The sequence below is a fragment of the Ideonella sp. FW305-24 genome, assembly GCF_058788035.1.
The window spans coordinates 33,663-56,394 of sequence record NZ_JBYTAI010000007.1 but is presented as its reverse complement, the minus strand read 5'-3'; the positions used below and the strand labels follow the sequence as shown (position 1 = coordinate 56,394).

Annotated in this window: 20 protein-coding genes; 13 read left to right on the top strand and 7 right to left on the bottom strand. The window is 66.0% G+C overall.

Annotated elements, in window-relative coordinates; genetic code table 11:
• Positions 1 to 110: 110 nt before the first annotated feature.
• Positions 111 to 2,918, bottom strand: a complete 2,808-nt coding sequence (locus AC3WR5_RS19315; RefSeq protein WP_492486387.1) for a TonB-dependent receptor — start codon at positions 2,916 to 2,918, stop codon at positions 111 to 113.
• Between the two features lie 302 nt (positions 2,919 to 3,220).
• On the opposite strand from AC3WR5_RS19315, the gene AC3WR5_RS19310 reads away from it, so the two are divergent.
• The 6 genes from AC3WR5_RS19310 (at position 3,221) to AC3WR5_RS19285 (ending at position 8,869) form a co-directional block, all read left to right on the top strand.
• Positions 3,221 to 4,603, top strand: coding sequence for a cyanophycinase (locus tag AC3WR5_RS19310; RefSeq protein WP_492486385.1), 1,383 nt, complete (start codon positions 3,221 to 3,223; stop codon positions 4,601 to 4,603).
• Positions 4,604 to 4,687: 84 nt separating this feature from the next.
• On the top strand, positions 4,688 to 5,479 hold the full coding sequence (locus tag AC3WR5_RS19305; protein WP_492486383.1) for an ABC transporter substrate-binding protein: 792 nt from the start codon (positions 4,688 to 4,690) through the stop codon (positions 5,477 to 5,479).
• A gap of 30 nt (positions 5,480 to 5,509) precedes the next feature.
• On the top strand, positions 5,510 to 6,202 hold the full coding sequence (locus AC3WR5_RS19300; RefSeq protein WP_492486381.1) for an ABC transporter permease: 693 nt from the start codon (positions 5,510 to 5,512) through the stop codon (positions 6,200 to 6,202).
• A gap of 34 nt (positions 6,203 to 6,236) precedes the next feature.
• Positions 6,237 to 6,923: an ABC transporter permease gene (locus tag AC3WR5_RS19295; protein ID WP_492486380.1), complete on the top strand. Its 687-nt coding sequence runs from the start codon at positions 6,237 to 6,239 to the stop codon at positions 6,921 to 6,923.
• A 33-nt stretch (positions 6,924 to 6,956) separates the two neighbouring features.
• Positions 6,957 to 8,081: a succinylglutamate desuccinylase/aspartoacylase family protein gene (locus AC3WR5_RS19290; RefSeq protein WP_492486378.1), complete on the top strand. Its 1,125-nt coding sequence runs from the start codon at positions 6,957 to 6,959 to the stop codon at positions 8,079 to 8,081.
• Positions 8,082 to 8,095: 14 nt separating this feature from the next.
• Complete coding sequence (locus AC3WR5_RS19285; RefSeq protein ID WP_492486376.1) at positions 8,096 to 8,869, top strand: ABC transporter ATP-binding protein; 774 nt, start codon at positions 8,096 to 8,098, stop codon at positions 8,867 to 8,869.
• A 107-nt stretch (positions 8,870 to 8,976) separates the two neighbouring features.
• Here the strand turns inward: AC3WR5_RS19285 and AC3WR5_RS19280 are convergent, their stop codons facing one another.
• From AC3WR5_RS19280 to AC3WR5_RS19265, 4 genes are read right to left on the bottom strand one after another with little or no spacing between them, the layout of a single operon-like run.
• Entirely contained in the window at positions 8,977 to 9,285 is a 309-nt protein-coding gene (locus AC3WR5_RS19280; protein ID WP_492486374.1) for a hypothetical protein, read from the bottom strand.
• 58 nt (positions 9,286 to 9,343) lie between these two features.
• Positions 9,344 to 9,679, bottom strand: a complete 336-nt coding sequence (locus tag AC3WR5_RS19275; protein ID WP_492486373.1) for a ribonuclease E inhibitor RraB — start codon at positions 9,677 to 9,679, stop codon at positions 9,344 to 9,346.
• Between the two features lie 19 nt (positions 9,680 to 9,698).
• Positions 9,699 to 10,514 (bottom strand): RHS repeat-associated core domain-containing protein, encoded by an 816-nt coding sequence (locus AC3WR5_RS19270; protein ID WP_492486372.1) that lies wholly within the window; start codon positions 10,512 to 10,514, stop codon positions 9,699 to 9,701.
• Positions 10,511 to 11,473, bottom strand: coding sequence for a transglutaminase family protein (locus AC3WR5_RS19265; RefSeq protein WP_492486798.1), 963 nt, complete (start codon positions 11,471 to 11,473; stop codon positions 10,511 to 10,513). The genes AC3WR5_RS19270 and AC3WR5_RS19265 overlap by 4 nt, the downstream gene beginning before the upstream one ends.
• A gap of 308 nt (positions 11,474 to 11,781) precedes the next feature.
• On the opposite strand from AC3WR5_RS19265, the gene AC3WR5_RS19260 reads away from it, so the two are divergent.
• Entirely contained in the window at positions 11,782 to 13,356 is a 1,575-nt protein-coding gene (locus tag AC3WR5_RS19260) for a histidine phosphatase family protein (RefSeq protein ID WP_492486370.1), read from the top strand.
• Between the two features lie 99 nt (positions 13,357 to 13,455).
• Here AC3WR5_RS19260 and AC3WR5_RS19255 read toward each other — a convergent pair whose 3' ends face one another.
• Entirely contained in the window at positions 13,456 to 14,361 is a 906-nt protein-coding gene (locus AC3WR5_RS19255; protein WP_492486369.1) for an amino acid ABC transporter substrate-binding protein, read from the bottom strand.
• Positions 14,362 to 14,664: 303 nt separating this feature from the next.
• On the opposite strand from AC3WR5_RS19255, the gene AC3WR5_RS19250 reads away from it, so the two are divergent.
• The 6 genes from AC3WR5_RS19250 (at position 14,665) to AC3WR5_RS19225 (ending at position 22,136) form a co-directional block, all read left to right on the top strand.
• Complete coding sequence (locus tag AC3WR5_RS19250) at positions 14,665 to 16,446, top strand: peptide ABC transporter substrate-binding protein (protein ID WP_492486368.1); 1,782 nt, start codon at positions 14,665 to 14,667, stop codon at positions 16,444 to 16,446.
• Between the two features lie 13 nt (positions 16,447 to 16,459).
• Positions 16,460 to 17,419 carry an ABC transporter permease gene (locus tag AC3WR5_RS19245; RefSeq protein ID WP_492486366.1) on the top strand — a complete coding sequence of 320 codons (960 nt, stop codon included), beginning with the start codon at positions 16,460 to 16,462 and terminating at the stop codon, positions 17,417 to 17,419.
• Entirely contained in the window at positions 17,385 to 18,323 is a 939-nt protein-coding gene (locus AC3WR5_RS19240) for an ABC transporter permease (protein ID WP_492486365.1), read from the top strand. Before AC3WR5_RS19245 ends, AC3WR5_RS19240 begins: the two co-directional genes overlap by 35 nt.
• A gap of 76 nt (positions 18,324 to 18,399) precedes the next feature.
• Positions 18,400 to 19,380: an ABC transporter ATP-binding protein gene (locus AC3WR5_RS19235; protein ID WP_492486364.1), complete on the top strand. Its 981-nt coding sequence runs from the start codon at positions 18,400 to 18,402 to the stop codon at positions 19,378 to 19,380.
• A gap of 106 nt (positions 19,381 to 19,486) precedes the next feature.
• Positions 19,487 to 20,461 carry an ABC transporter ATP-binding protein gene (locus AC3WR5_RS19230; protein ID WP_492486362.1) on the top strand — a complete coding sequence of 325 codons (975 nt, stop codon included), beginning with the start codon at positions 19,487 to 19,489 and terminating at the stop codon, positions 20,459 to 20,461.
• A 13-nt stretch (positions 20,462 to 20,474) separates the two neighbouring features.
• Positions 20,475 to 22,136 carry a hypothetical protein gene (locus AC3WR5_RS19225; protein ID WP_492486361.1) on the top strand — a complete coding sequence of 554 codons (1,662 nt, stop codon included), beginning with the start codon at positions 20,475 to 20,477 and terminating at the stop codon, positions 22,134 to 22,136.
• A 72-nt stretch (positions 22,137 to 22,208) separates the two neighbouring features.
• On the opposite strand, the gene AC3WR5_RS19220 is transcribed toward AC3WR5_RS19225, so the two are convergent.
• Positions 22,209 to 22,655, bottom strand: coding sequence for an SRPBCC family protein (locus AC3WR5_RS19220; protein WP_492486360.1), 447 nt, complete (start codon positions 22,653 to 22,655; stop codon positions 22,209 to 22,211).
• Between the last annotated feature and the right edge of the window lie 77 nt (positions 22,656 to 22,732).

Below are 22,732 nucleotides of genomic sequence, written 5' to 3'. Positions count from 1 at the left end.
TTCGGTGAACCTTGGTCGCGCGAGCCGGCGAAACCTGACAGGCCTTGGCCACGATGAACGAAAAAAAGCCCGGCGCGCGAGCGGCCGGGCTGGTGTGGAACGAGTGAGGCTTACTTGAACCGGTAGGTCGCGCTGGCGTAGAAGAAGCGGCCGCGCGGGTCGGTGTAGCTGGGGTCGTAGCCGGAGAGGAAGTACCAGGCCTGTTGCGAGAACGGCGGCGCAGTGTCGAACAGGTTCTGCACGCCGCCGCGCAGCGTGAAGTCCTTGGTGATGTCCCAGGCGCCGGACAGGTTCCACAGTGTGTAGGCCGAGACGCGGCGATCATCCTTGCCGATGATGTGCTGGTCCTTGTAGCCCGAGAGGTAGTTGTTGGACAGCGTGGCCGAGTACGGGCCCTGTTCCCAGTCCAAGGCCACCGTGTGCCGCCAGCGCTGCACCACGCCGTCGTTGACGAACTCGCCGAGGTTGCTCACGAAGGGGTCGCCGTTGCCGGTCTGCTGCTTGGACGAAACGGTCCAGGTGCCATTCAGCCGCACGCCGAAGGTGCCGACACCGCTTTGCAACTTGCTGAGCGACAGGCCGATGTCCAGGCCCGAGATGCGCTGCTGGCCGCGGTTCTGCTTGACCAGGTCGATGTAGCAGATCGAGTTGTCGTCCGGGTCCAGGTCGTCGCCACACACGCGCATGAAGTCGCTGTCGGGGTCGCCGGCCGGGTCGTTGTAGCGGTGCACCAGGCTGCCGTACTTGTCCAGGTGGGCCAGGATCACGTCCACACCGATGGTGCTGATGGTGTCCTTCTTCTGGACGTTCCAGTAGTCCAGGCTGACACTCATGCCGCGCTGGGGCTCGAACACCGTGCCCAGCGTGAACTGGCGCGAGCGCTCGGGCTTCAGCTTGGCATTGCTGTAGTTCAGCGTGGTCCAGAGGTCGGAACAGTCGGTGACGGTGTTCTCCGGGTCGTTGGCCAGGCAGACCGGGTCGGTGACCGTGGCGGCGGAACCTTCGGTCACCGGGCGGTACAGGTCCGAAAGGCTGGGCGCACGGAAGCCCGAACCAGCGGAGGCACGGAACATCAGTTCCGGCGTAACGGTGTACTTCAGGCCGATCTTCGGGCTGGTCGCGCTGCCGGTGACTTCGTAGTGCTCGTAGCGCACGGCGGCCTGCAGCTCCAGCTGCTTGGTGACGGGAGCGCTGATTTCGCCGAACACCGCGCCCACGTGGCGCGAGCGGCCAAAGTCGGCGTCCTGGCCTTGCGAGGTCTCGCCGAGGATCAGATCGTCCGCCAGTGCCTGCGACTGGTGGTAGTTCTGGCGCTCGCGGCGGAACTCGCCACCCAACGCCAATGCCATGTCGCCGCCGGAGAGCTTCATCACCGGGCGCGAGGCCTTGAAGTCCACGCCGTCCATCTGGCCTGACGCGTGGCGCACTTCGCCCCGGATTTGCGCCGCGTTGTAGAGCGCCTGCCCGGCCGAGCCGGAGGCACCAAACGGGTTCAGCGTGCCGTCGGCAAAACCGTCGCGGATCATGTCCTCGTTCAGGTAACCGTTGTGGTCGCGGTCGGACACGAGGCTGGTGCTGTGGTTCAGCGCGACCTCATAGTCCCACGTTGACACATTGCCATTCATGCCCAGCACGTAGCGCTGACCGGTGGACACCAGTTCGCTGGTGCGAAGGCCGGCCTCGACCAGCCGGGTGCGGGCGGTGATGCTGCGGTCTTCGTCGCCCGGGTTCAGCCCAGCCAGGCTGGTGCCGGCCAGCGCTGGGATCAGCGAGACGTCGACTTCGGCGTCAATGCGGTTGGGCGTGCCCGAATACAAGGTGCTCGAACGGGCCCAGGAGGCTTCGCCGAACAGCTGGTGGCCGCCGCCCAGGTCCCATACGCCTCGACCAAACAGGCTGGTCTTGGTCGACTTCGGGTACAGCTCGATGTCGCGCATGTAGTCATAGGTGCAACCGTCGGCGCCGCCAATGCCTTCCGGGAGGTAAAGCGTGGCGGGTGGGTTGCAGCCGGTGGCGGCCGCCGGGTTGATGGTCCTGGAGTCGATGACCGTCTTGCCGTTGCTGGAGTAGCCGTCGGCGATCAGGCTGTCGCGTTGGGAGCCACTGAGGATCAGGTTGGCCGGATAGGTCGCGCTGGAAAGCAAATCCGGCAAGCGCTCGGGAATCTTCAGGTCCTTGATGAAGTGGCGCTGGCGGGCGTTGAGGCTGTCGGTTTTCTGGACGTCGAACACGCCGAACAGGTTGAAGCCGTCGCGGCCATAGTCGCCCACGCCGCCCGACAGCGTGGCCGAGCGTTTGCCACCGCCGCCTTCGCCGGTCTTGCCGGCGTAGGCGCTGATCTCCCCGCCCTGGTAGTCGCGCTTGGTGATGAAGTTGATCACGCCACCAATCGCGTCGCTGCCGTACAGGGACGATGCCCCGTCCAGCAGCACTTCCACGCGGTCGATGGCCGCAGCCGGAATGGTGTTCAGGTCGACGCCGGCGCCGTCACCCGGCGAAGCGAAGTTGGCCATGCGGCGGCCGTTCAGCAGCACCAGCGTGGACGAGACGCCCAGGCCGCGCAGGTTGGCAGCGTTCAGGCCGGATTGGTCGCGGAAGCCGCCGTAGGCCATGCTGCCGCCGTCGGTCAGGTTGTTCGCGCTGGCGCTGATGTGCGCGACGATCTCCGCGGCCGTTGTCAGCCCCGCCTTGTCGATGTCCTTGCGCGTGATGACCTGCACTGGCAGCGCCGTTTCACCGTCAATGCGCTTGATTGCCGAGCCGGTGATCTCGACCCGTTGGGGTGTGTCGGCGGGAGCCGTCTGGGCATGCAGCAAGGCCGGGGCCGCGCCGGAAAGCAGCAGGGCCACCGCCTGGGCGCAGGCCCGAAGGCGCGTGGACCGGTGGGCAGCCGCGTGCGGCGTGACGGGTCGATGCATGAAGAGGATCCTCCGAAGCGATGCTTTGTGGTGTGTGGGTCGGTCTGCGAGTCTAGGAAGCGTTCGCGCCGCGTGTCACGGCGCTTTCACCGAGCGTCGCAATTCAGCAACTTGGCTTCACAAGGGATTGCACGGCGGTGCAAGCGACGGTGCTGTATCGGCCCTCGCAATCTCGACGCAATCCCACGGGCGACGTTTGTTCTCACGAAATGCGGTGCCAAGATGCGCCATGGCAAAGCGCCGCCTTCGGACGGGCGCGGCAGCCGCTTTCGTGGTTCAGATGGATTTGGGATGGGTTTGGCATGAGCGAGCGCCGCAAGACGGACAGGATGAAGCAGGGCGACAGCGGCAAGCGGGTGGGCCGCAGGCTGCTGCTGGGCGGACTGGCGCTGGGCCTGGGTTTTGGCCTGGTGCCGACGCTGCAGGCCCAGGTGCAGGCACCGAGCCGCGAGTCGGTCGGCACGGTGACCCGGGCCGGCGGCATCACCGCCGGGGCGATCCCGTTCCAGCAGGTCAAGGGCTACGCGGTGGTCATTGGCGGTGCGCTGAAGGACGACAACGACGAGGTCTGGGGCCGGCTGGTGGAACTGGCCGGTGGGCGCGGCTCGCGCTGGGTGGTGTTCGGCACCGCTTCGGAAAATCCGGACAAGACGGCGCGCCGCATCGGCGACCTGCTGGAGCGCCGCGGCGCCGTGGCCGAGCAACTGCCGGTGGCGCCTGCGCTGAAATGGGTGGACCTGGACAAGGCGGTGCGTGACCCATCGCTGTTGGAGCTGGTCAAGAACGCCAAGGGCATCTTCTTCTCCGGCGGCGCGCAGGAGCGCATCGTCGACACCTTCAACCCCGGCGGCAAGCCCACGCCGATGCTGCAGGCGATCTGGGACGTGTACCGCCGCGGCGGCGTGGTGGCCGGCACCTCGGCCGGTGCTGCGGTGATGAGCACGGTGATGTTCCGCGATGCCTTGAGCGTGCTCAGCGTGATGAAGGGCCAGCTGCGCGACGGCAAGGAGGTCGACCATGGCCTGGGCTTTGTCGGCCCGAACCTGTTCGTGGACCAGCATTTCCTCAAGCGTGGCCGCTTCGGCCGCATGATCCCGCTGATGCTGGCCAAGGGCTACAAGCTGGGCCTGGGCGTGGACGAGAACAGCGCGGCCATCGTGCAGGGCGACCAGATCGAGGTGATTGGCGGCAAGGGTGCCTTGCTGGTGGACCTGGCCGATGCGCAGACCAACCCGCAGCTGGGTGCACTGAACCTCACCGGCGCCAAGCTCAGCTACCTGGACCGTGGCGACCACTACGACCTGGGCACGCGGCAGATCGCGCCGTCCGAGCGCAAGCAGCGCGGCCAGAAGCTGGACCCGAACGCACCCGGCTACAAGCCCGACTTCACCAACGAGCCCTTCTACATCGACATGCTGGGCGACACCACGGTGGCCAATGCGATGGGCTTCCTGATCGACAGCAGCCAGAAGGAAGTGCGCGGCCTGGCCTTCGATCCCAAGGCCCAGCCCGGCGACCCATTGCCCGACCTCGGCTTCTCGTTCCGCCTCTACAAGGGCAAGGACACGCTGGGCTGGTACTCCGACGAGCAGGGCGGCGACGACTACAGCGTGGTCAACGTCTACCTGGACCTGCAACCGGTGCGCATGGCACGGCCCTTGTTTGCACCCTGGACGGGCCGCTGATCCGCGCACCCTGCGCCGCGCGATACTGCGGCCTTCATTTCGGTCCACGTGCGCTTTTTCTCCCCAGGAGCTTTCTGCACCATGATGCAACGCCGCCCTCTCTTGATCGCCTGCCTGCTGGCTTCCATCGGTCTGTTCGCCAGCACGGCCGCGCTGGCCCAGGCGCCCGACTGGAAGAAGGTCCGCATCGGCGTTGAAGGCGCCTACCCGCCGTTCTCCGAAGTGGGCACCGACGGCAAGCTGAAAGGCTTCGACATCGACATGGCGCTGGCGCTGTGCGCCGAGATGAAGGCCGAGTGCACGCTGGTGCAGCAGGAATGGGACGGCATGATCCCGGCGCTGCAGGCGAAGAAGTTCGACGCGATCATCGCCTCGATGGCCATCACCGAAGAGCGCAAGAAGGCCGTGGCCTTCACCAACAAGTACTACAACACGCCGGCCCGCTTCGTCGGCAAGGGCAGCGCCAGCACGGATGTGTCGCCCGCCGGCCTGAAGGGCAAGAAGATCGGCGTGCAGCGCACGACCATCCACGACCGCTACGTCACCGCCTTCTACAAGGACAGCGAGATCGTGCGTTATGCCAAGCAGGACGAGGTCTACCTGGACATGGCGGCCGGCCGCATCGACGCGACGCTGGGCGACTCGGTCGCCGAGGACGGTGGCTTCCTGAAGCGGCCGATCGGCAAGGGCTTTGCCTTCATCGGCCCGGCCATCGAGGACACCAAGTTCTTCGGCGACGGCTCCGGCATCGCGATCCGCAAGGCTGACACCGCGCTGGTCGACAAGTTCAACGCCGCCATCGTCTCGCTGCGCGCCAGCGGCGGCTACAAGAAGATCCAGGACAAGTACTTCGACTTCGACGTCTTCGGCAAGTAAGGCAGAAGAAGAGACGAGAGGGGCGCGCGCGTGGACTTCCTGCATGGCTACGGCCACAGCCTGCTCGAGGGCTCGCTGCTGACACTCGCGGTGGCGCTGGGCTCGCTGGCCATTGCGCTGGTGCTGGGCCTGGCCGGCGCGCTGGCCAAGCTCTCGAAAGTGCGCGCGCTGCAGTGGCTGGCCACGGCCTACACCACGCTGGTGCGGGCCGTGCCCGACCTGGTCGTGATGCTGCTGGTCTTCTACGGCGGGCAGGTCGCTGCCAACAGCTTTGCCGAGCGCATGGGCTGGGACAGCCTGGACATCAACCCGTATGTGGCCGGCGTGCTGACCATCGGCTTCATCTTCGGTGCCTACCTGACCGAAGTGCTGCGCGGCGCCTTCCTGGCCGTGCCGCCGGGCCAGCGCGAGGCGGCCGTCGCCTACGGCATGACGCCCTGGCAGGTGCTGCGCCGCATCGTCGGCCCGCAGATGCTGCGGCATGCGCTGCCGGGCCTGTCGAACAACTGGCTGGTGATGATCAAGAGCACGGCCATCGTCTCGCTGATCGGCCTGTCGGACCTGATGGCGCGGGCCAAGGGCGCGGCGGGCAGCACGCGCGAGCCCTTCCTGTTCTACATGGCGGCCGGCGGCATCTACCTGCTGTTCACCAGCGTGTCCGAGCTGGGCTTTGCGTGGCTGCAGAAGCGGCTGTCCATCGGCACGCGGCGCGTGTCGCTGTGAGCCCTGTTGTTGGGCTAGAGAAGTTGAACTGACGATGGACTTCGACGCGATCCGCGAAAGCCTGCCGCTGTATTTCCACGGCGTGGTCGTCACGCTTGAACTGCTGGCCGCCGCGCTGGCGCTGGGCATGCTGGGCGCGCTGCCGCTGGCCATGCTGCGCAGCCTGCCGTCACCGTGGGCCAACAAGCCGGTGTGGCTGTTCACCTACGTGATGCGCGGCACGCCGATGCTGTTGCAGCTGTTCATCCTCTATTACGGGCTGGCGCAGTTCGAGTGGGTGCGTGCCAGCATCCTGTGGCCCTGGCTCAGCTCGGCCTGGTTCTGTGCCATTGCCGCGTTTGCGCTGAACACCTGCGCCTACACGACCGAGATCCTCTACGGCGCGATCAAGGCGCTGCCGCACGGCGAGATCGAGGCGGCCAAGGCGCTGGGCATGTCGCGCTGGGTCACGCTCAGGCGCATCGTGCTGCCCTCGGCCTTCCGCCGCTCGCTGCCGGCCTATGGCAACGAGGTGGTGCTGATGATGCACGGCACCTCGCTGGCCAGCGTGGTCACGCTGGCCGACCTGACGAATGCCGCCAACGAGGTGCATTCGATCTACTACCTGCCGTTCGAGGCCTTCATCACCGCAGCCGTGTTCTACGTGCTGATCACCATGGTGCTGGTGGCCCTGTTCCGGCAGGCCGAAAAGCGCTGGCTGCAGCCGCTCTTGCCGCGCTGAATCTGGCACGCTGAAACTTCAGTTGTCGTATCCATGAAAACCGTCACCCATTCCCTGCTCAGCCCCGTGCCCGGCACCCGCCGCGAACTGGTCAGCCTGCACCACGGCGAGCCCGGCCGCGGTCCCAAGGTCTACATCCAGGCCTCGCTGCATGCCGATGAAGTGCCCGGCATGCTGGTCGCCCATCACCTGCGCGGCGCGCTGGCCGCGCTGGAAGCGGCCGGCCGGCTGCTGGGCGAAGTGGTGCTGGTGCCGGCGGCCAACCCGATCGGCATTGGCCAGTGGGTGCTGCGCAACTACCAGGGCCGCTTCGAGCTGGGCAGCGGCGAAAACTTCAACCGCAACTATGCAGACCTGACCGAGGCCGTGCTGGCCGCGGTGGGCGAGCAACTCGGGGCGGACGCGCAGCAGAACGTGGCGCTGGTGCGCGGCGCGCTGCGCGACGCCGCGGCGGCATTGCCGGCGGCCACCGAGCTGGAAAGCCTGCGCAAGACACTGCTGGCGCTGGCGATCGACGCCGATGTGGTGCTGGACCTGCACTGCGACGGCGAGGCCGTGCTGCACCTCTACACCACGCCGGCCACCTGGCCCACCGCCGAGCTGCTGGCGCGCTGCATCCGCGCCGAGGTGTCGCTGCTGGCCGAGCGCTCGGGTGGCGAGCCGTTCGACGAAGCCTGTTCCATGGTCTGGCCAGCGCTGGCCGCGAAGCTCGGCGCGGACAAGCCGCTGCCACCTTCGTGCATGGCAGCCACCATCGAGCTGCGCGGCGAGGCGGACGTCTCGCACGCCCGCGCCGAGGCAGACGCAGAAGGCATCGTGCAATTCCTGATCGCCTGCGGCGCGGTGGCGCCTGAAGACCGGGTGCTGCCGATGCCTGCGCTGCGCCGCGCGCCCACGCCGCTGTCGGGCTCCATCCCGCTGGTGGCGCCGCACGGCGGCATGATCGTCTTCCTGCAGCCGCCGGGCACCGAGGTGCAGGCGGGCGAGCCGCTGGTGGATTTGATCGACCCGATCAGCGGCGCCGTCACCACGCTGAACAGCCCCGTCACCGGCCTGTTCTTCGCGCGCGACCTTCGCCGCTTTGCCGTTGCCGGCATGACGCTGGGCAAGGTGGCCGGCGAGCAGGCGCTGCGCCACGGCAAGCTGCTGTCCGCCTGAAGGTCATCCATCCCATGCAAGTTTCCGGCGGTCTGCAGGTCCAGAACCTGCACAAGAAGTTTGGCGACCGCGAGGTGCTGCGCGGCGTGTCGCTGCAGGCGCAGCGCGGCGACGTGGTCGCCATCATCGGCTCCAGCGGCTCGGGCAAGAGCACGCTGCTGCGCTGCCTGAACCTGCTGGAGCAGCCGCACGAAGGCACGCTCAGCCTGAACGGCGAAGTGCTGCAGCTGAAGCGCCAGCACGACGGCAGCCTGGGCGCGGTGGATGCGAAGCAGCTGCAGCACTGGCGCACCCGGCTGGCCTTTGTGTTCCAGAGCTTCAACCTCTGGCAGCACCGCACCGCGCTGGAAAACGTCATCGAGGCGCCCATCCACGTGCTGGGCAAGAGCAAGGCCGAAGCCACCGAACGCGGCGAGGCGCTGCTGGCCCGCGTGGGGCTCACGCACCGCCAGCACGTCTACCCGGCGCAGCTCTCCGGCGGCGAACAGCAGCGCGTGGCGATTGCCCGCGCGTTGGCGATGGACCCGGAGGTCATGCTGTTCGACGAGCCCACTTCCGCACTGGACCCGGAGCTGGTCGGCGAGGTGCTGCGCGTGATGCGCGGCCTGGCCGAAGAGGGCCGCACCATGCTCGTGGTCACGCACGAGATGGAGTTCGCCCGCGAGGTGGCGAACCATGCGATCTTCGTGCACCAGGGCCTGATCGAGGAAGAAGGCAAGCCAAGAGAAGTGCTGGTGCGCCCGCAGAGCGAGCGGCTGAAGCAGTTCCTCTCGGGGGGCTTGAAGTAAGTCCTGGGCCTATTCGAGAATTCGCTTCAGCGCTTGCATCGCCGCTAGGCAATGTCGCTGGCAGTTGATGCTGCCTGTCCATCTTCTCTCGATTGACTTCACCGCGGCTACGGCACGCCCAGCTGGCGTTCCAAGGTATTCATGACCTCCGTGGTGAATTTCTTGTACGCCGTGACATTGCCACTTGTTTTAGCGACTCGCTCTTCCTGCCAAGCCAGGAATGAAGGGAGATACCAAAGAAGTGAAACCAGTCTTCTGGGAATCATTTCGGCATGCGCAAAGTCCAAGGATTGAATGGTTTTGTAGAAGCCATTTCCTTGGTCCTCAGAGAAGTTCCCGTGCCGTATCAAGTCCAGAAAGCCGCCGGCGTTCCATGCCATCTCGAGGGTGGAGATTTCGGCTTCAAATCTGCTCAATTAAGATTCTCCATCGCTGGTGCGTTCATGGGTTGGGTATCTGAAGTTTCTCTACCTGCTACCTCGCATTTCCAAACGAACCAAAGCCGTCATAGTTAGCGTTGAATCGTCCAGCCAATGCTTCTAAAGCATGTTCAATCGCGGTAATTTCGTCGTAGGCCGGAATCATCTCTTTGGCGCAGTAACAAGTCCATTGCAGACTTTGAGCGTCCCTCTCGATCGATTTCGAGAAGCCTGCAAGCTCGGGTGCTTGTGAAATTGCCTTCCCGACCTCTTCCGAGGGAAGGGCAATGAAGAAGTCAATCTTCATTGGCCGGCTAAGGTCTGAGCCTTCATCCTTCCAGCGTCTTATTGCGTCGCCAGTGCTGTCGTTTGGCATGTTTTCGATTGACATGGTTTTCTCCTGCGTGATGTTATTTCTTTTCGTCTTGCTGGCGATACTTTTTTCCAGGTGACTCGTTCTTGTTGTAATTCTTCTCGCTTTTTACGCCTCCATTGGCATCAATTCTTTTTGACTCATCTTTAAAGGACTCTCGTTGACTCTCGGACGGCTTCCAATCAGTTGCTATGTGTGGATCCCCGGTTTCCGCTTCTACGCGAGCACCCGAAACTTGGGACCTTTGTTGTCCGCCTTTCCCGCTATATGTGCGACCACTGAGGTGCAGGTTCGTATAGGAGCCCACTTCCTTATTTACGGGCGCCGTCGCGGGTGATAGGCCAGCTTCTGCACGTATGGCGGACAAAGCTGCACGGGCCTCGGCGTTCGTCATCATGGGAGGCGGCGAGAAGGTTGCCCCGCCGCCCATGGTGGCCTCGGTCATGACGGGGACGCCATACCGTCCCCCCCCTCCGGCCGCGGGATCATCAGAAGGAGCCCGCCCATCAGGGTCCGTATACCGATACGGATTATTCTTCGCGTAGTTGTATCGGTTGAAGTTTGAACCGTCCTGAGTGCTTGTCAGTTCCGGATCGGGCGTGACGAACCGTGCCAGCAGGAGTTCATGATGGCGAGGTTGCCGAATTTCTGTGTCGACTGGGGTGTTGAATCCATCGAAGGTCTCGGATTCGTGAGATTCGTTGCGCTCAAGTTGTTGCGCGGCGATGGTGATGTCGCCATGGGTGTCTCTTGACGAGCAATTGATCGGCAGTAGCCGAGCTTGTACGGTGCTCGATATGAAAAGTGCAGAAAGTATTGCGACGTGGGCAAGTATCTCGCGCATTGTTTTCATTTCCCTTGTCCTCCTTGTGGCAGTTGATGTTGAATGGACTTGAGATAGTCCCCGGTGTTTTGATCGGTTGGCGGCGCCCAGCCTAACGCTTCAGCCTTGGCGAACCACTCAAGGTTGGCATGGCTGCGAATACGATAGTCTTCTTGTAAGCTTGGCGGAATGTCGCCGATGGTTTTGTAGCGGCCGATGTAGCGGTCTTGAAGCTGGAGGTAGTAGGCGTTGGCTTTCTGAACCATGGCGGTGGTGTCTCGCGGATTCACCGCCAGAAGCATGTCCGCGGTTTCCAGGAGGTCGTCGCCGCGCCGGTCGTGGTTCAGTTGTTCCATCAATATGGCCGCCATGGCACCAACGGCCTCTCGTGGGTTGAGGGGGCGCAGATAGATCTGATTCGCGATGGCGCTGGCACTGATGTCCAGGTCTCGCTCGTAGCTACTGTCCCACTTGTAGCCACCGGCTGTGGCTTCTACATTGAGCCATGTTTGGCCGTCGGCGAATTTCACCAGCATGTGCTGTGGCGCGGTGGCCAGTGTGACGGTCAAGCCAACACGCTGTCCGATGATGGCAACAAGAACAGGCATCGAAGCGCAGTTGCCCTTTCGGGTGCGCAGGTAGGTAGAAAGGAGCTTGGCACGCCAATCCTTTCCGAGCGGGTCCTTCAAGTCGTAAGTGAAGGGTCGATGGTCGTTCCATGGGCCAGGCACATAGAGGGTGGACAGCAGGACATCCATTCGAGCGCGAGAGGAGAGTCCGGGCGAGGTGCGTGCACGAACCGCCTGGGTGAGCGAGTCGAGCTCGCGCAGGACTGCGGGGCCATCGATTGACGGATCCATCAAGTGATCCACAAGGAGCTTTGCCTCAGCGAAGTCAATCTGCTCATCCGGCTGCGAAAGCTGCTGCTGCAACCTCGCGTACCTGAAGCTTGGGGCGGCGTGTGCCGTGCCAAGCTGCAAGAACACCATGCCGACCACGAGCCAACACCAGCGGCGAACCGCACTGCTCCTCATACAGCGCCTCCTATTCATTTTTCCTGACGATACATTCGTTCGAACCGCGGACTCGTCGGCGTGGCGCGAAAGCGCGGCCGGCTACCATCCAGAAAGGTGGCATGTACCTTACGTTGCGCGGGCAAGTTGCGCATCCCTCAGGTGGGGGGATGAGAGGGAGAGCCCGGTGCTTGAGTGGATTGTCAAGACTGCAGGCCTGACACGCCCGCGTCATCGGTGATTCATAAGCTGGCCGGCCTTTCCGGCTGGACCTGCTTGTCACCATGACCCCTCCAAACTTCCTCCCCCGCACGCTGTGCCTGGCGCTAGGCTGCACGCTGGCCTTCAGCGCCACGGCAGCCACCACGACGGCCTACTGGTACCAGACCAAGACGCCGTACCAGCCGCAGCAGCAGGCCTCGACCTACGAGGCCGCGCCGGCGGGCTTCAAGCCGGTGTTCACCGAGATGCTGGCCCGCCACGGCTCGCGCGGCCTGTCCAGCCTGAAGTACGACCTGGCCGTCTACAACATGTGGCTGCAGGCCCAGGCCGATGGCGCGTTGACGCCGCTGGGCGCATCGCTCGGCCCGGACGTGTACACGATCATGAAGGCCAACTTCCTGCTGGGCTACGGCGTCGAAGGCATCTCCAAGCCGGGCTACGGCAACGAGACGCAGCTGGGCATCAGCGAGCACAAGGCGCTGGCGCAGCGCCTGGTCTCGCGCCTGCAGCCGTACTGGAAGCAGGTCGCGAACAACTCGGTGGCGGCGCCGCGCCAGGTCGTCGTCGTCACCTCCGGCGTGGACCGCGCGGTGGACAGCGGCCACTACTTCACCGAAGGCCTGCTGGCGGCCAAGCCCGGTCTGGCCAAGCTGGTCACCACGCCGGCCGCGCCCGGCCCCTACCCGGACGTGGGCACGCCGGTGGCCGAGCCGGCCGGCACCGACCGCTTTGCGCTGTACTTCCACAAGCTGGTCGCCGCGACCGATCTGGTGACCAACACCGCTGACCCGCACTTCGTCACCTATGCGGACAGCCAGGCCTACCAGGCCTACAAGGCTTCGGACGCCGATCTGCTCTCCCGTCAGGCCGCGCTGCAGGCCAACCCGGCAGTGGGCGCGGCCGGCCGCGTCATCCTGGAGCGGCTGTTCGCCAAGGCCTTCGTGGACAAGATCGAGAACGGCAGCTACAGCTTTGCCAACATCGGCACCTACAGCTTCACCAGCGACGACGGCAAGTTCACGTCCACGCTCACCGGCGACGGCAAGACCAAGATCAACAGCCTGGCTTCGGCGGCCGCGCTGCTCTACGAGCTGTATTCGATTGCCCCGGCGATGAAGGCCGAAGCCGGCGTGAACTTCAAGCCCTACATGCCGCAAGCGCAGGCCGAAGTGGTGGCCGAGCTGAACGACGCTTCGGACTTCTACGACAAGGGCCCCGGCTTCAGCGAGAAAGGCAGTGCCACCTGGAAGATGGCACAAGGCCTGGTGGACGACTTCTTCAAGGAGGCGGATGCCATCGCCGCCGGCGACCTGTCGCACGCCGCCAAGCTGCGCTTTGCGCACGCCGAAACGGTGATCCCGTTTGCCTCGGCGATGGGCCTGAAGAACGTGCTGCAGCAGGTGCCGCTGGCGCAGACCTACAGCTATGCCAGCAACCCGTGGCGCGGCGTGGACGTCTCGCCGATGGCCGCCAACATGCAGTGGGACCTCTACCGCAACAAGGCCGGCCAGGTCATCGTGAAGATGCTCTACAACGAAGCCGAGACCGACTTCAAGGCCGCCTGCGACGGCGCCAAGCTGGCCGGCACGCAGCACTTCTACGACTACGCCCAGCTGCGCAGCTGCTACGGGTATTGAGTGTGCCCCCAGGGCTGGGCTGCGCCCAGCCCGCCCCCCGAGGGGGTCAAGGAAACTTGGGGCGGCCCTGCGTTTCCTTGTTCTGCGTCTGCATCAGGCTCAGAACGGCACCCAGTCCGTCGGGTACTTCCAGAAGTCCTTCAGCAGGTAGTTCATCGGCAGGTTCAGCGCGACCTGCTTGGGCGGGATGGGCTGCAGGAACCACTTGGCGTAGATCGCGTCGGCCTCGTGCGAGGTGATCAGGCGCTTCATCTCCTCGTCGACGAGGGTCTTCAGCTCCGGGTCGTTCTTGGGCAGCATGATGGCCAGCGGCTCGATGGTCAGGAACTTGCCCACCACCTTGAGCTTGTCCGGTTCCGGCCGGCTGGCCTTCAGGCCGAACAGCAGCACGTCGTCCATCGCGAAGCCGTCGGCTTCGCCGCTTTCCACCATCTGCACCGCCTTGGCATGGTCCGGCGCCTCCAGGATCTGGATGCCCAGCAGCCGCTCGTTGTTGTTCTGCGTGATGGACTTCAGCGCGGTGGTGCCAGCGGTCGAAACCAGCTTGCGGCTGCCGAAGTTGTTCAGGTCGTCGATCTTGCTGTTGGCCAGCACCATGTAGCGGGTGCCGGTGATGTAGTGCGGCACGGTGAAGGCCACCTTCTGCCGGCGCTCGGCATTGTTGGTGGTGCCGCCGCATTCCATGTCGGCCTTGCCATCGGTGATGGCCGCCACGCGGGTGGCAGGGGTGACCAGCAGGTACTCGGTCTGCAGCTTGGCCAGGCCCAGCCGTTTGCGGATGACTTCGGACAGGCGGCTGCACAGGTCCAGCGCATAGCCGACCGGCTGCTTGTCGGGCAGTACGTACGAAAACGGCACCGAAGACTCGCGGTGGGCGATGACGATCTTGCCCGTCAGCTTGATGCGGTCCAGCGAGGGGCCGGCCCAGGTGGCGGTGCTGCCGCACAGCAGGGCGGCGGCAAAGAGGCAGGCGCTGCACGAAGGCAGGCGGCGGGACGCAAACATGGCGGACCTTTCGTACAACGAGGCAAAAAGCAGGATCACGGCGGTTCGCCAGGGAAAAGCGCTGATCGGCGGCGGTTGGCCGGTCGGCGCGGTGCGCCATGGTACAGAACCGGGCAATGGCGACCAGCAAATGTTGGGCCAGGCAATCCGGCTTAACCCGGGGCGGCATGGGCATTGCTTCACGCTTGGCGACCGGCGGCCCCACGGCCGAACATGCTGGGAGGGCTTGGCTACACTGCGCCGAACCCAGCCCCGCGGAGCTGGGTGCCGGCAGCGGCTGACCCCTTCGCAACAGAGGCGACGATGCAAGAAGAAAACGAACTGCGTGAATGGCTTGAGCAGGTGCGCAGCGGTGCGTTGCCGCGGCGCCTCTTCCTGGCCCAGGCCGCTGGGCTCGGCCTGTCGCTGCCGATGGCCGCTGTGCTGCTTGGCAGCGCCGGTCTGGCTGGCGCTGCCGAGCCGGCCTACAAGCCCTCCAAACGCGGTGGCGGCGGCCCGCTGAAACTGCTGCTGTGGCAGGGCCCCACGCTGCTGAACCCGCATTTCGCCACCGGCACCAAGGACGAAGAAGGCTCGCACATCTTCTACGAGGCGCTGGCCCGCTACGACGTGGACGGCAACCTGGTGCCGGTGCTGGCGGCAGAGGTGCCCAGCAAGGAAAACGGCGGCATCTCGGCCGATGGCCGGAGCGTCACCTGGAAGCTGAAGAAGGGCGTGACCTGGCACGACGGCCAGCCCTTCACCGCTGACGATGTGGTCTTCAACTGGCAGTACGCCACCGACCCGGCCGCCGCCACCAACACCGTCGGCTACTACCTGGGCCTGAAGCTGGAGAAGGTCGACGCACTGACGGTGCGGGTGGTGTTCGACAAACCCTCGCCGTTCTGGCCCGAAACCGCCACCGTGCAGCTGGTGCCCAAGCACCTGTTTGCACCCTACATGGGCGCCAAGTCGCGCGAGGCGCCGGCCAACCTGAAGCCGGTCGGCACCGGGCCGTACAAGTTCGTCGAATTCCGGCCGGGCGACATGGTGCGCGGCGAGCTGAACCCGAACTACCACCAGCCCAACAAGCCGTTCTTCGACACGGTGGAGCTCAAGGGCGGCGGCGACGCCGTCTCCGCGGCGCGCGCGGTGCTGCAGACCGGCGAATACGACTTCGCCTGGAACCTGCTGGTCGAAGACGAGATCCTCAAACGGCTGGAAGCGGGCGGCAAGGGCCGGGTGGTGTTTGCTGCCGGTGGCTCGACCGAGTCGCTCTATCTGAACTACGCCGACCCGGTGGCCGAGATCGACGGCGAGCGGTCCAGCGCCAAGTCGCGCCACCCGCTGTTCAGTGACCCGGCGGTGCGCCAGGCCATGGGCCTGCTGATCGACCGGCAAGGCATCCAGAACTTCATCTTCGGCCGGGCCGGCATTGCCACGCCGAACTTCGTCAACAACCCGCCGCGTTTCCGCAGCGCCAACCTGAAGCCCGAGTTCAACATCGACAAGGCCAACGCCGTGCTCGACGCCGCCGGCTACAAGCGGGGTGCGGACGGCATTCGCGAGAAGGGTGGCAAGAAGCTGAAGTTCGTGTTCCAGACTTCCATCAACGCGCCGCGGCAGAAGGTGCAGGCCATCATCAAGCAGGCCTGCCAGAAGGCCGGCATCGAGCTGGAGCTGAAGTCGGTCGTGGCCAGCGTGTTCTTCTCGTCGGACGTGGCCAACCCGGACACCTACGGCAAGTTCTACGCCGACATGCAGATGTACCTGGTCAGCCAGGGCCGGCCCTACCCGGACCGGCACATGCAGCGCTTCGTGTCCTGGGAGATCGCCAGCAAGGCCAACAAGTGGCTGGGCCAGAACCTGAGCCGCTGGCGCAGCGACGAATTCGACAAGGCCTACCGGGCCTCGGAAACCGAGCTAGACCCGGTCAAGTGTGCCGCCTTGTTCATCCGCATGAACGACCTGGCCTGTGGCGACGGCTATGTCGTGCCGCTGCTGTTCCGCCAGGCCGTCAGCGGGCTGGGCAACAAGATGGTGGCGCCGCTGAACGGCTGGGACGTGGACATGGCCAGCCTGGCCGATTGGTACCGCGAAACGTGATTCCCTGAAGTTCGTGGGGCCGTACCTTCTCCGTCGTTTGCTGCTCGCGGTGCCCAGCCTGCTGGGCATCAGCGTGGTGCTGTTCGCCGTGCTGGCGCTGGCGCCGGGCGATCCGTTTTCGGAGATGGCCACCAATCCCAACGTGCCGCCCGAGGTGCGCGAGGCCTTGCGCCAAAGCCTCGGGCTGAACGATCCGGTGTGGCAGCGCTACGGCCATTGGCTGTGGGCCATGCTGCACGGCGACTGGGGCTTCTCGTTCATCAGCCGCGTGGACGTGGACACGCTGATCTGGCAGCGCGTGCCGGTGACGCTGGCGGTGATCGGCGCCTCGCAGCTGCTGGCGCTGGCGGTGGCGCTGCCGGTTGGCATCATGGCCGCCACGCGGCCTTATTCCTGGTTCGACAAGCTGGCCAACACGCTGGCTTTCATGGGCTTCTCGCTGCCGACCTTCTTCACCGGCCTGCTGCTGATCCTGCTGTTCTCGATCAAGCTGGACTGGCTGCCGTTTGTCTACCGCGCCGACATCCCCGCCACCGGCTGGGCCTGGTGGTGGGAGCAACTGCGCCAGACGCTGATGCCGGTGCTGGTGCTGGGCCTGTTCCAGGCGGCGGGCTGGACGCGCTATGTGCGCTCGGCGGCGCTGGACGTGATCCGGCTGGACTACGTGACCACCGCGCGCAGCAAGGGCCTGTCCGAGCGCATGGTGGTGCTGCGCCATGTGGCGCGCAATGCGCTGATCCCGGTGGTCACGCTGGTCGCGCTGTCGATGCCGCAGGTGTTCGGCGGGGCCATCGTCACCGAGCAGATTTTTCGCATTCCCGGCATCGGCTCGCTGCTGATCGACGCCATCCTGCGCAACGACACGCCGGTCATCATGGCAGTCACCTTCGTGCTGGCCTGCCTGGTGATCTTGTTCAACCTTGTCGCGGATCTGCTCTATGGCTGGCTCGACCCTCGCATCAGCTACCGCTGAGCCGGCCGTCATCCTGGCGCCGCGCCCGGTGGTCTCGCCCGCCCGCGAGGCCTGGCGGCGCTTTCGCCGGCACGGCCTGGCGGTCTTCAGCCTGGTGCTGCTGGCGCTGATGGTGCTGGCAGTGGGCCTGGGGCCGCTGCTGTGGCCGCTGGCCATCAACGAGATCGACTTCGCCGCCCGCCTGGCCACGCCGTCTGCCGCGCACCCGCTGGGCACCGACGACCTGGGCCAGGACCTGCTGGCGCGGCTGCTGTACGGCGGGCGCATCAGCCTGGCGGTGGGCCTGGCGGCCATGGGCATGGCGATCGGCGTGGGCACGCTCGTCGGCGCTGCCGCCGGCATGTCCCGCGGCTGGGTGGACACCGCGCTGATGTGGCTGACCGATCTGTTCCTGTCGCTGCCGCAGCTGCCGCTGCTGCTGCTGGTCATCTACCTGTTCCGCGAGACGCTGAAAAACGCCTTCGGGCCCGAGCTCGGCGTTTTCGTCCTGATCGTGGGCGTGATCGGCGCGTTTGGCTGGATGCCGGTGGCGCGGCTGGTGCGGGCCCAGTTCTTCAGCCTGCGCGAGAAGGAGTTCGTCGAGGCCGCGCGGGCGCTGGGCGCGGGCCGCATGCGGCTGGTCTGGCGCCACATCCTGCCCAACGCGCTGGGCCCGGTGATCGTGGCCGGCACGGTGGACGTGGCCGGCGCCATCATTGCCGAGAGCACGCTGTCCTTCCTCGGCCTGGGCTTCCCGCCCGACATCCCGACCTGGGGCCGCATCCTGTTCGACGCCAAGGACTACCTGGACATCGCACCGCACTGGGCGCTGTTCCCCGGCCTGGCCATCTTCCTCACGGTGCTGGCCATCAACTTCATTGGCGACGGCCTGCGCGACGCGCTGGACCCACGCAGGGTGTTCTGATGCGAGCGCCGGGCCGCCCCAAGCTCGCATCGCTCCCCCTCGGGGGGGCGACGCCGCAGGCGTCTTGGGGGTCGACATGACTGCACTGCTCGACATCCGCGGGCTCAAGACCCATTTCCTCACCGACGATGGCTGGTTGCACGCGGTCGATGGCGTGGACATCGCGGTCGAGGCCGGGCAGACGGTTTGCGTGGTCGGCGAGTCCGGCTGCGGCAAGAGCGTCACCGCCAAGACGGTGATGAAGCTGATCGACATGCCGCCGGGCCGCATCGTCGCCGGGCAGGTGCTGTGGCAGGGGCGTGACCTGGTGCCGCTGGACGCTGCGGCCATGCAGCGCGTGCGGGCCAAGGAAATCGCCATGGTCTTCCAGGAGCCCATGACCTCGCTGAACCCGGTCTACACCGTGGGCCGGCAGATCGCCGAGAGCGTGCGCCTGCACGAAGGGCTGAACCATGCCGACGCGATGGCGCGTGCCGTCGAGATGCTGCGCCTGGTGCGCATCCCCACGCCCGAGCGGCGCGTGAACGATTTCCCGCACCAGTTCAGCGGCGGCATGCGCCAGCGCGTGATGATTGCGATGGCGCTGGCCTGCAGCCCGAAGCTGCTGATTGCCGACGAGCCCACCACTGCGCTGGACGTGACCATCCAGGCGCAGATCCTGGACCTGCTGCAGGAGCTCAAGGAACGCCTGGGCATGGCGGTGCTGCTGATCACGCACGCGATGGGCGTGGTCGCCGAAGTCGGCCAGCGCGTGGTCGTGATGTACGCCGGCCAAGTGGTCGAGGAAGCCGGCGTGGAAGACCTGTTCGCCCGCCCGCGCCACCCCTACACCCAGGGCCTGATCCGCTCGATCCCGCGCATTGACCGCGACGCCGTGCACAAGACCCGGCTCGAAGCGATTGCCGGCAGCGTGCCGCGCCTGATCAACCCGCCGGCCGGCTGCCGCTTCGCGCCGCGCTGCCGCCATGTCACGCCGGACTGCACCACCGCCACGCCGCCGCTGCGTGAGGCAGCGCCGGGCCACAAGGTGGCGTGCATCCTGGAGCTGGTGCCATGAGCCATCCTGCTCCCACCTCTACCCGGGCCGAGCGCCGGGCCGCTCCCAAGCCGGCCCGTATCCCCTCGGGGGATCGGCCGACGTATTCGTCGGACGAGGGGCGGTCATGAGCATGCCATTGTTGAAGGTCGAAGGCCTGGTCAAGCAGTTCCCCATCCATGGCGGGCTGCTGGGCCGCGAGGTCGCGCGGGTGCATGCGGTGGACGGCGTCAGCTTCGAACTGGCACCGGGCGAGACGCTGGGCATCGTCGGCGAGTCCGGCTGCGGCAAGAGCACGCTGGGCCGCAGCATCCTGCGCCTGCTGGAGCCGACTGCCGGCGAGGTCAGCTTCGAAGGCCGCAGCGTGACCCGCGCCAGCCAGGCCGAACTGCGCGCGCTTACGCGCGACATGCAGATCATCTTCCAGGACCCGTTCGCCAGCCTGAACCCACGCATGTCGGTGCGCGACATCGTCGGCGAGGCGCTGGTCATCCACAAGCTGGCCGGCAATGCGCAGCAGCGCGAGGCGCGGGTGGTGGAACTGCTGGAAACCGTGGGCCTGTCGGCCGACCAGATGCGCCGCTTCCCGCACGAGTTCTCGGGCGGCCAGCGGCAGCGCATCGGCATTGCGCGGGCGCTGGCCGTCAGCCCCAAGCTGGTGGTCTGCGACGAGGCGGTTTCGGCGCTGGACGTGTCCATCCAGGCCCAGGTCATCAACCTGCTCGAAGACCTGCGCGAGCAGTTCGGCCTGGCCTACCTGTTCATCGCGCACGACCTCAGCGTGGTCGAGCACATCAGCCACCGCGTGGCCGTGATGTACCTGGGCCGCATCGTCGAGATCGCGCCCGCCAAGGCCCTCTATACCGAGCCCCGCCACCCCTACACCGAAGCCCTGCTGTCGGCCGTTCCCATCCCTGATCCCACCGTCAAACGCCGCCGCATCCCGCTGCAAGGCGACGTGCCCAGCCCCATCCACCCACCCACCGGCTGCCACTTCCACACCCGCTGCCCGCTGGCGCAGACCGCGCAATGCCGCGAGCAGCGGCCCGAGCCGAAGCAGGTGGCCGACGGGCACTGGGTGGCGTGCCATTTGCGCAGCTGAAGCCGGCGGCACAATGGCCTTTCCAACCTGGATGGCAGAGGCCTTCTCGATGACGCAAGCACCACCGCCCGACGACCTGGCCGAGGCTTTCCTGCTCTCGCTGCGCAGGCGTCGTCTGGTCCTGGCGATGGCTGCCGCCGGGATGAGCCTGGCAGCCTGTGGCGGTGGTGGCGGCGACGCTGGCAGCTCGGCACCCCCGCCCCCGCCGCCTTCTCCAACCCCGCCCCCTGTCTCCGGTCCTGCCTGGTGGAACTTCGGGCGCGACAGCCAGCACTCGGGCGAGGGCGCCATTGCGACGCAGGACCTGAACCGCATTGCCTGGTCCACGCCGGTGGACCTGATGCCGCAGTACCAGGGCGAGACCTTGCTGGTGCACTACGGCTCGCCCGTCATCACGTCCAACAACACGGTGCTGGTGCCGGTGAAGACCCAGGCCACCAGCGGCTTCCGGGTCGAGGCCCGGTCTGGCGCCACCGGCACGCTGCTCTGGTCGGCCGACACCGACTACGCCGTGCCCGCGCATCACTGGATGCCGGGCTTCCACCTGGCGCTGTCGCGCAGCAACCGCCTGTTCGTGCCTGGCGCGGGTGGCAAGGTCCATGTGCGCGATGCGGCGGACTCGGCGCAGGGCGCCCTGCAGCCGCTGGTGTTCTACGGCAGCGCTGCCTACGCCGCGGCTTCGGCCCAGCTCGATGCTGCCGTCTTCATCAACACGCCGATCACCGTCGATGCGGCAGGCAACGCCTTCTTCGGATTCGTGGCGAATGCCGGCAACCCGGCAGGCCTGGTCAGCGGCTTTGCGCGCATTGGCGCCGATGGCCAGGGGCGGTGGATCGCCGCGGCCGATGTCTCGGGCGACGCCAGCGTCGTCAAGCCCGCCATGAATTGCGCGCCCGCGCTGTCACCCGACCTGGCGACCGTGTATGTGCTGGCCAACGCGGTCTCTGCCGGATGGTCCCAGCATGGCGTGCTGGTGGCGCTGGACAGCACCACCCTGGCGCCGCGTGCCCGCGTGGCATTGCTGGACCCGCAAACCGGCGACAAGGCCCAGGTGAGCGACGACTCAACGGCCTCACCGACCATCGGCACGGACGGCGATGTCTACATCGGCGTGCTGGAGTCCAGCCAGGGCCAGCACAACTACCGCGGCTGGCTGCTGCATTTCGACAGCACGCTGGCCACCACCAAGGTTCCGGGCAGCTTCGGCTGGGACGACACGGCCTCCCTCGTGCCGGCGAGCATCGTCGGCGGCTACACCGGCAGCTCCAGCTACCTGCTGGCCGTCAAGTACAACAACTACCTCAATGCCGGCACGGGCGACGGCCTGAACCGCATGGCCGTGCTGGACCCGAACGCCACGCAGACCGACCCGATCTCCGGCGTGCCGGTGATGCGCGAGGTCATCACCGTGCTGGGCGTGACGCCCGAGAACCCGGGCTCTGCAGCGGTCAAGGAATGGTGCGTCAACACCGTGGCCGTGGACCCGCTGACGCGCTCGCTGCTGGTCAACAGCGAAGACGGCGTGCTCTACCGCTGGGACCTGGCCACCAACACCCTGAGCCAGCGCATCAGGCTCACCGGCGGCCTCGGCGAGGCCTACACGCCCACGGCCATCGGCGCCGACGGCGCGGTCTACGCGATCAACCGCTCTACGCTGTTTTCGATTGCGGGCTGAGGGGCGACATCGCGCCAACAGTTTGGGCTGAGCCTGTCGAAGCCTTTCGCCGAGTCGGACGCTGTGCCTGCGTCAGCCCGGAATCTCCGGTTCCACCAGCCGCGCCAGTTGTTCCAGCGACTCCTGCCAGCCCAGGTAGCACATCTCCAGTGGAATGACGTCTGGGATGCCGTCCTGCACGATGTCGAGCTCGGTGCCGCAGATCACCGGCTTCAGCACCACGGTGACTTCCATCGTGCCCGGCAGGTTCGGGTCGTCGAAACGGTCGGTGTAGCGCAGGCGTTCGTTTGGCACCAGTTCCAGGTACTCACCACCGAAGCTGTGCCCGTTGCCGGACCCGAAGTTGTGGAACGACATCTTGAAGCCACCACCCACGCGCGCGTCCATGTGGTGGACCTCGCAGGTGAAGCCGTAAGGCGGCAGCCACTTGGCCATGGCGGCAGGTTCCAGGAAGGCGCGGTAGAGCTTCTCTGGCTTGCAGCGAAGGACACGGTGAAGCTTGACGGCACGAGAGGACATGGCGAAGGTTCCTTTGCGGTGAAAAGGGGATCGGAGAAGGCAGGGGCCCCCCACGACGGCGGCCTGCTTGTTCACGA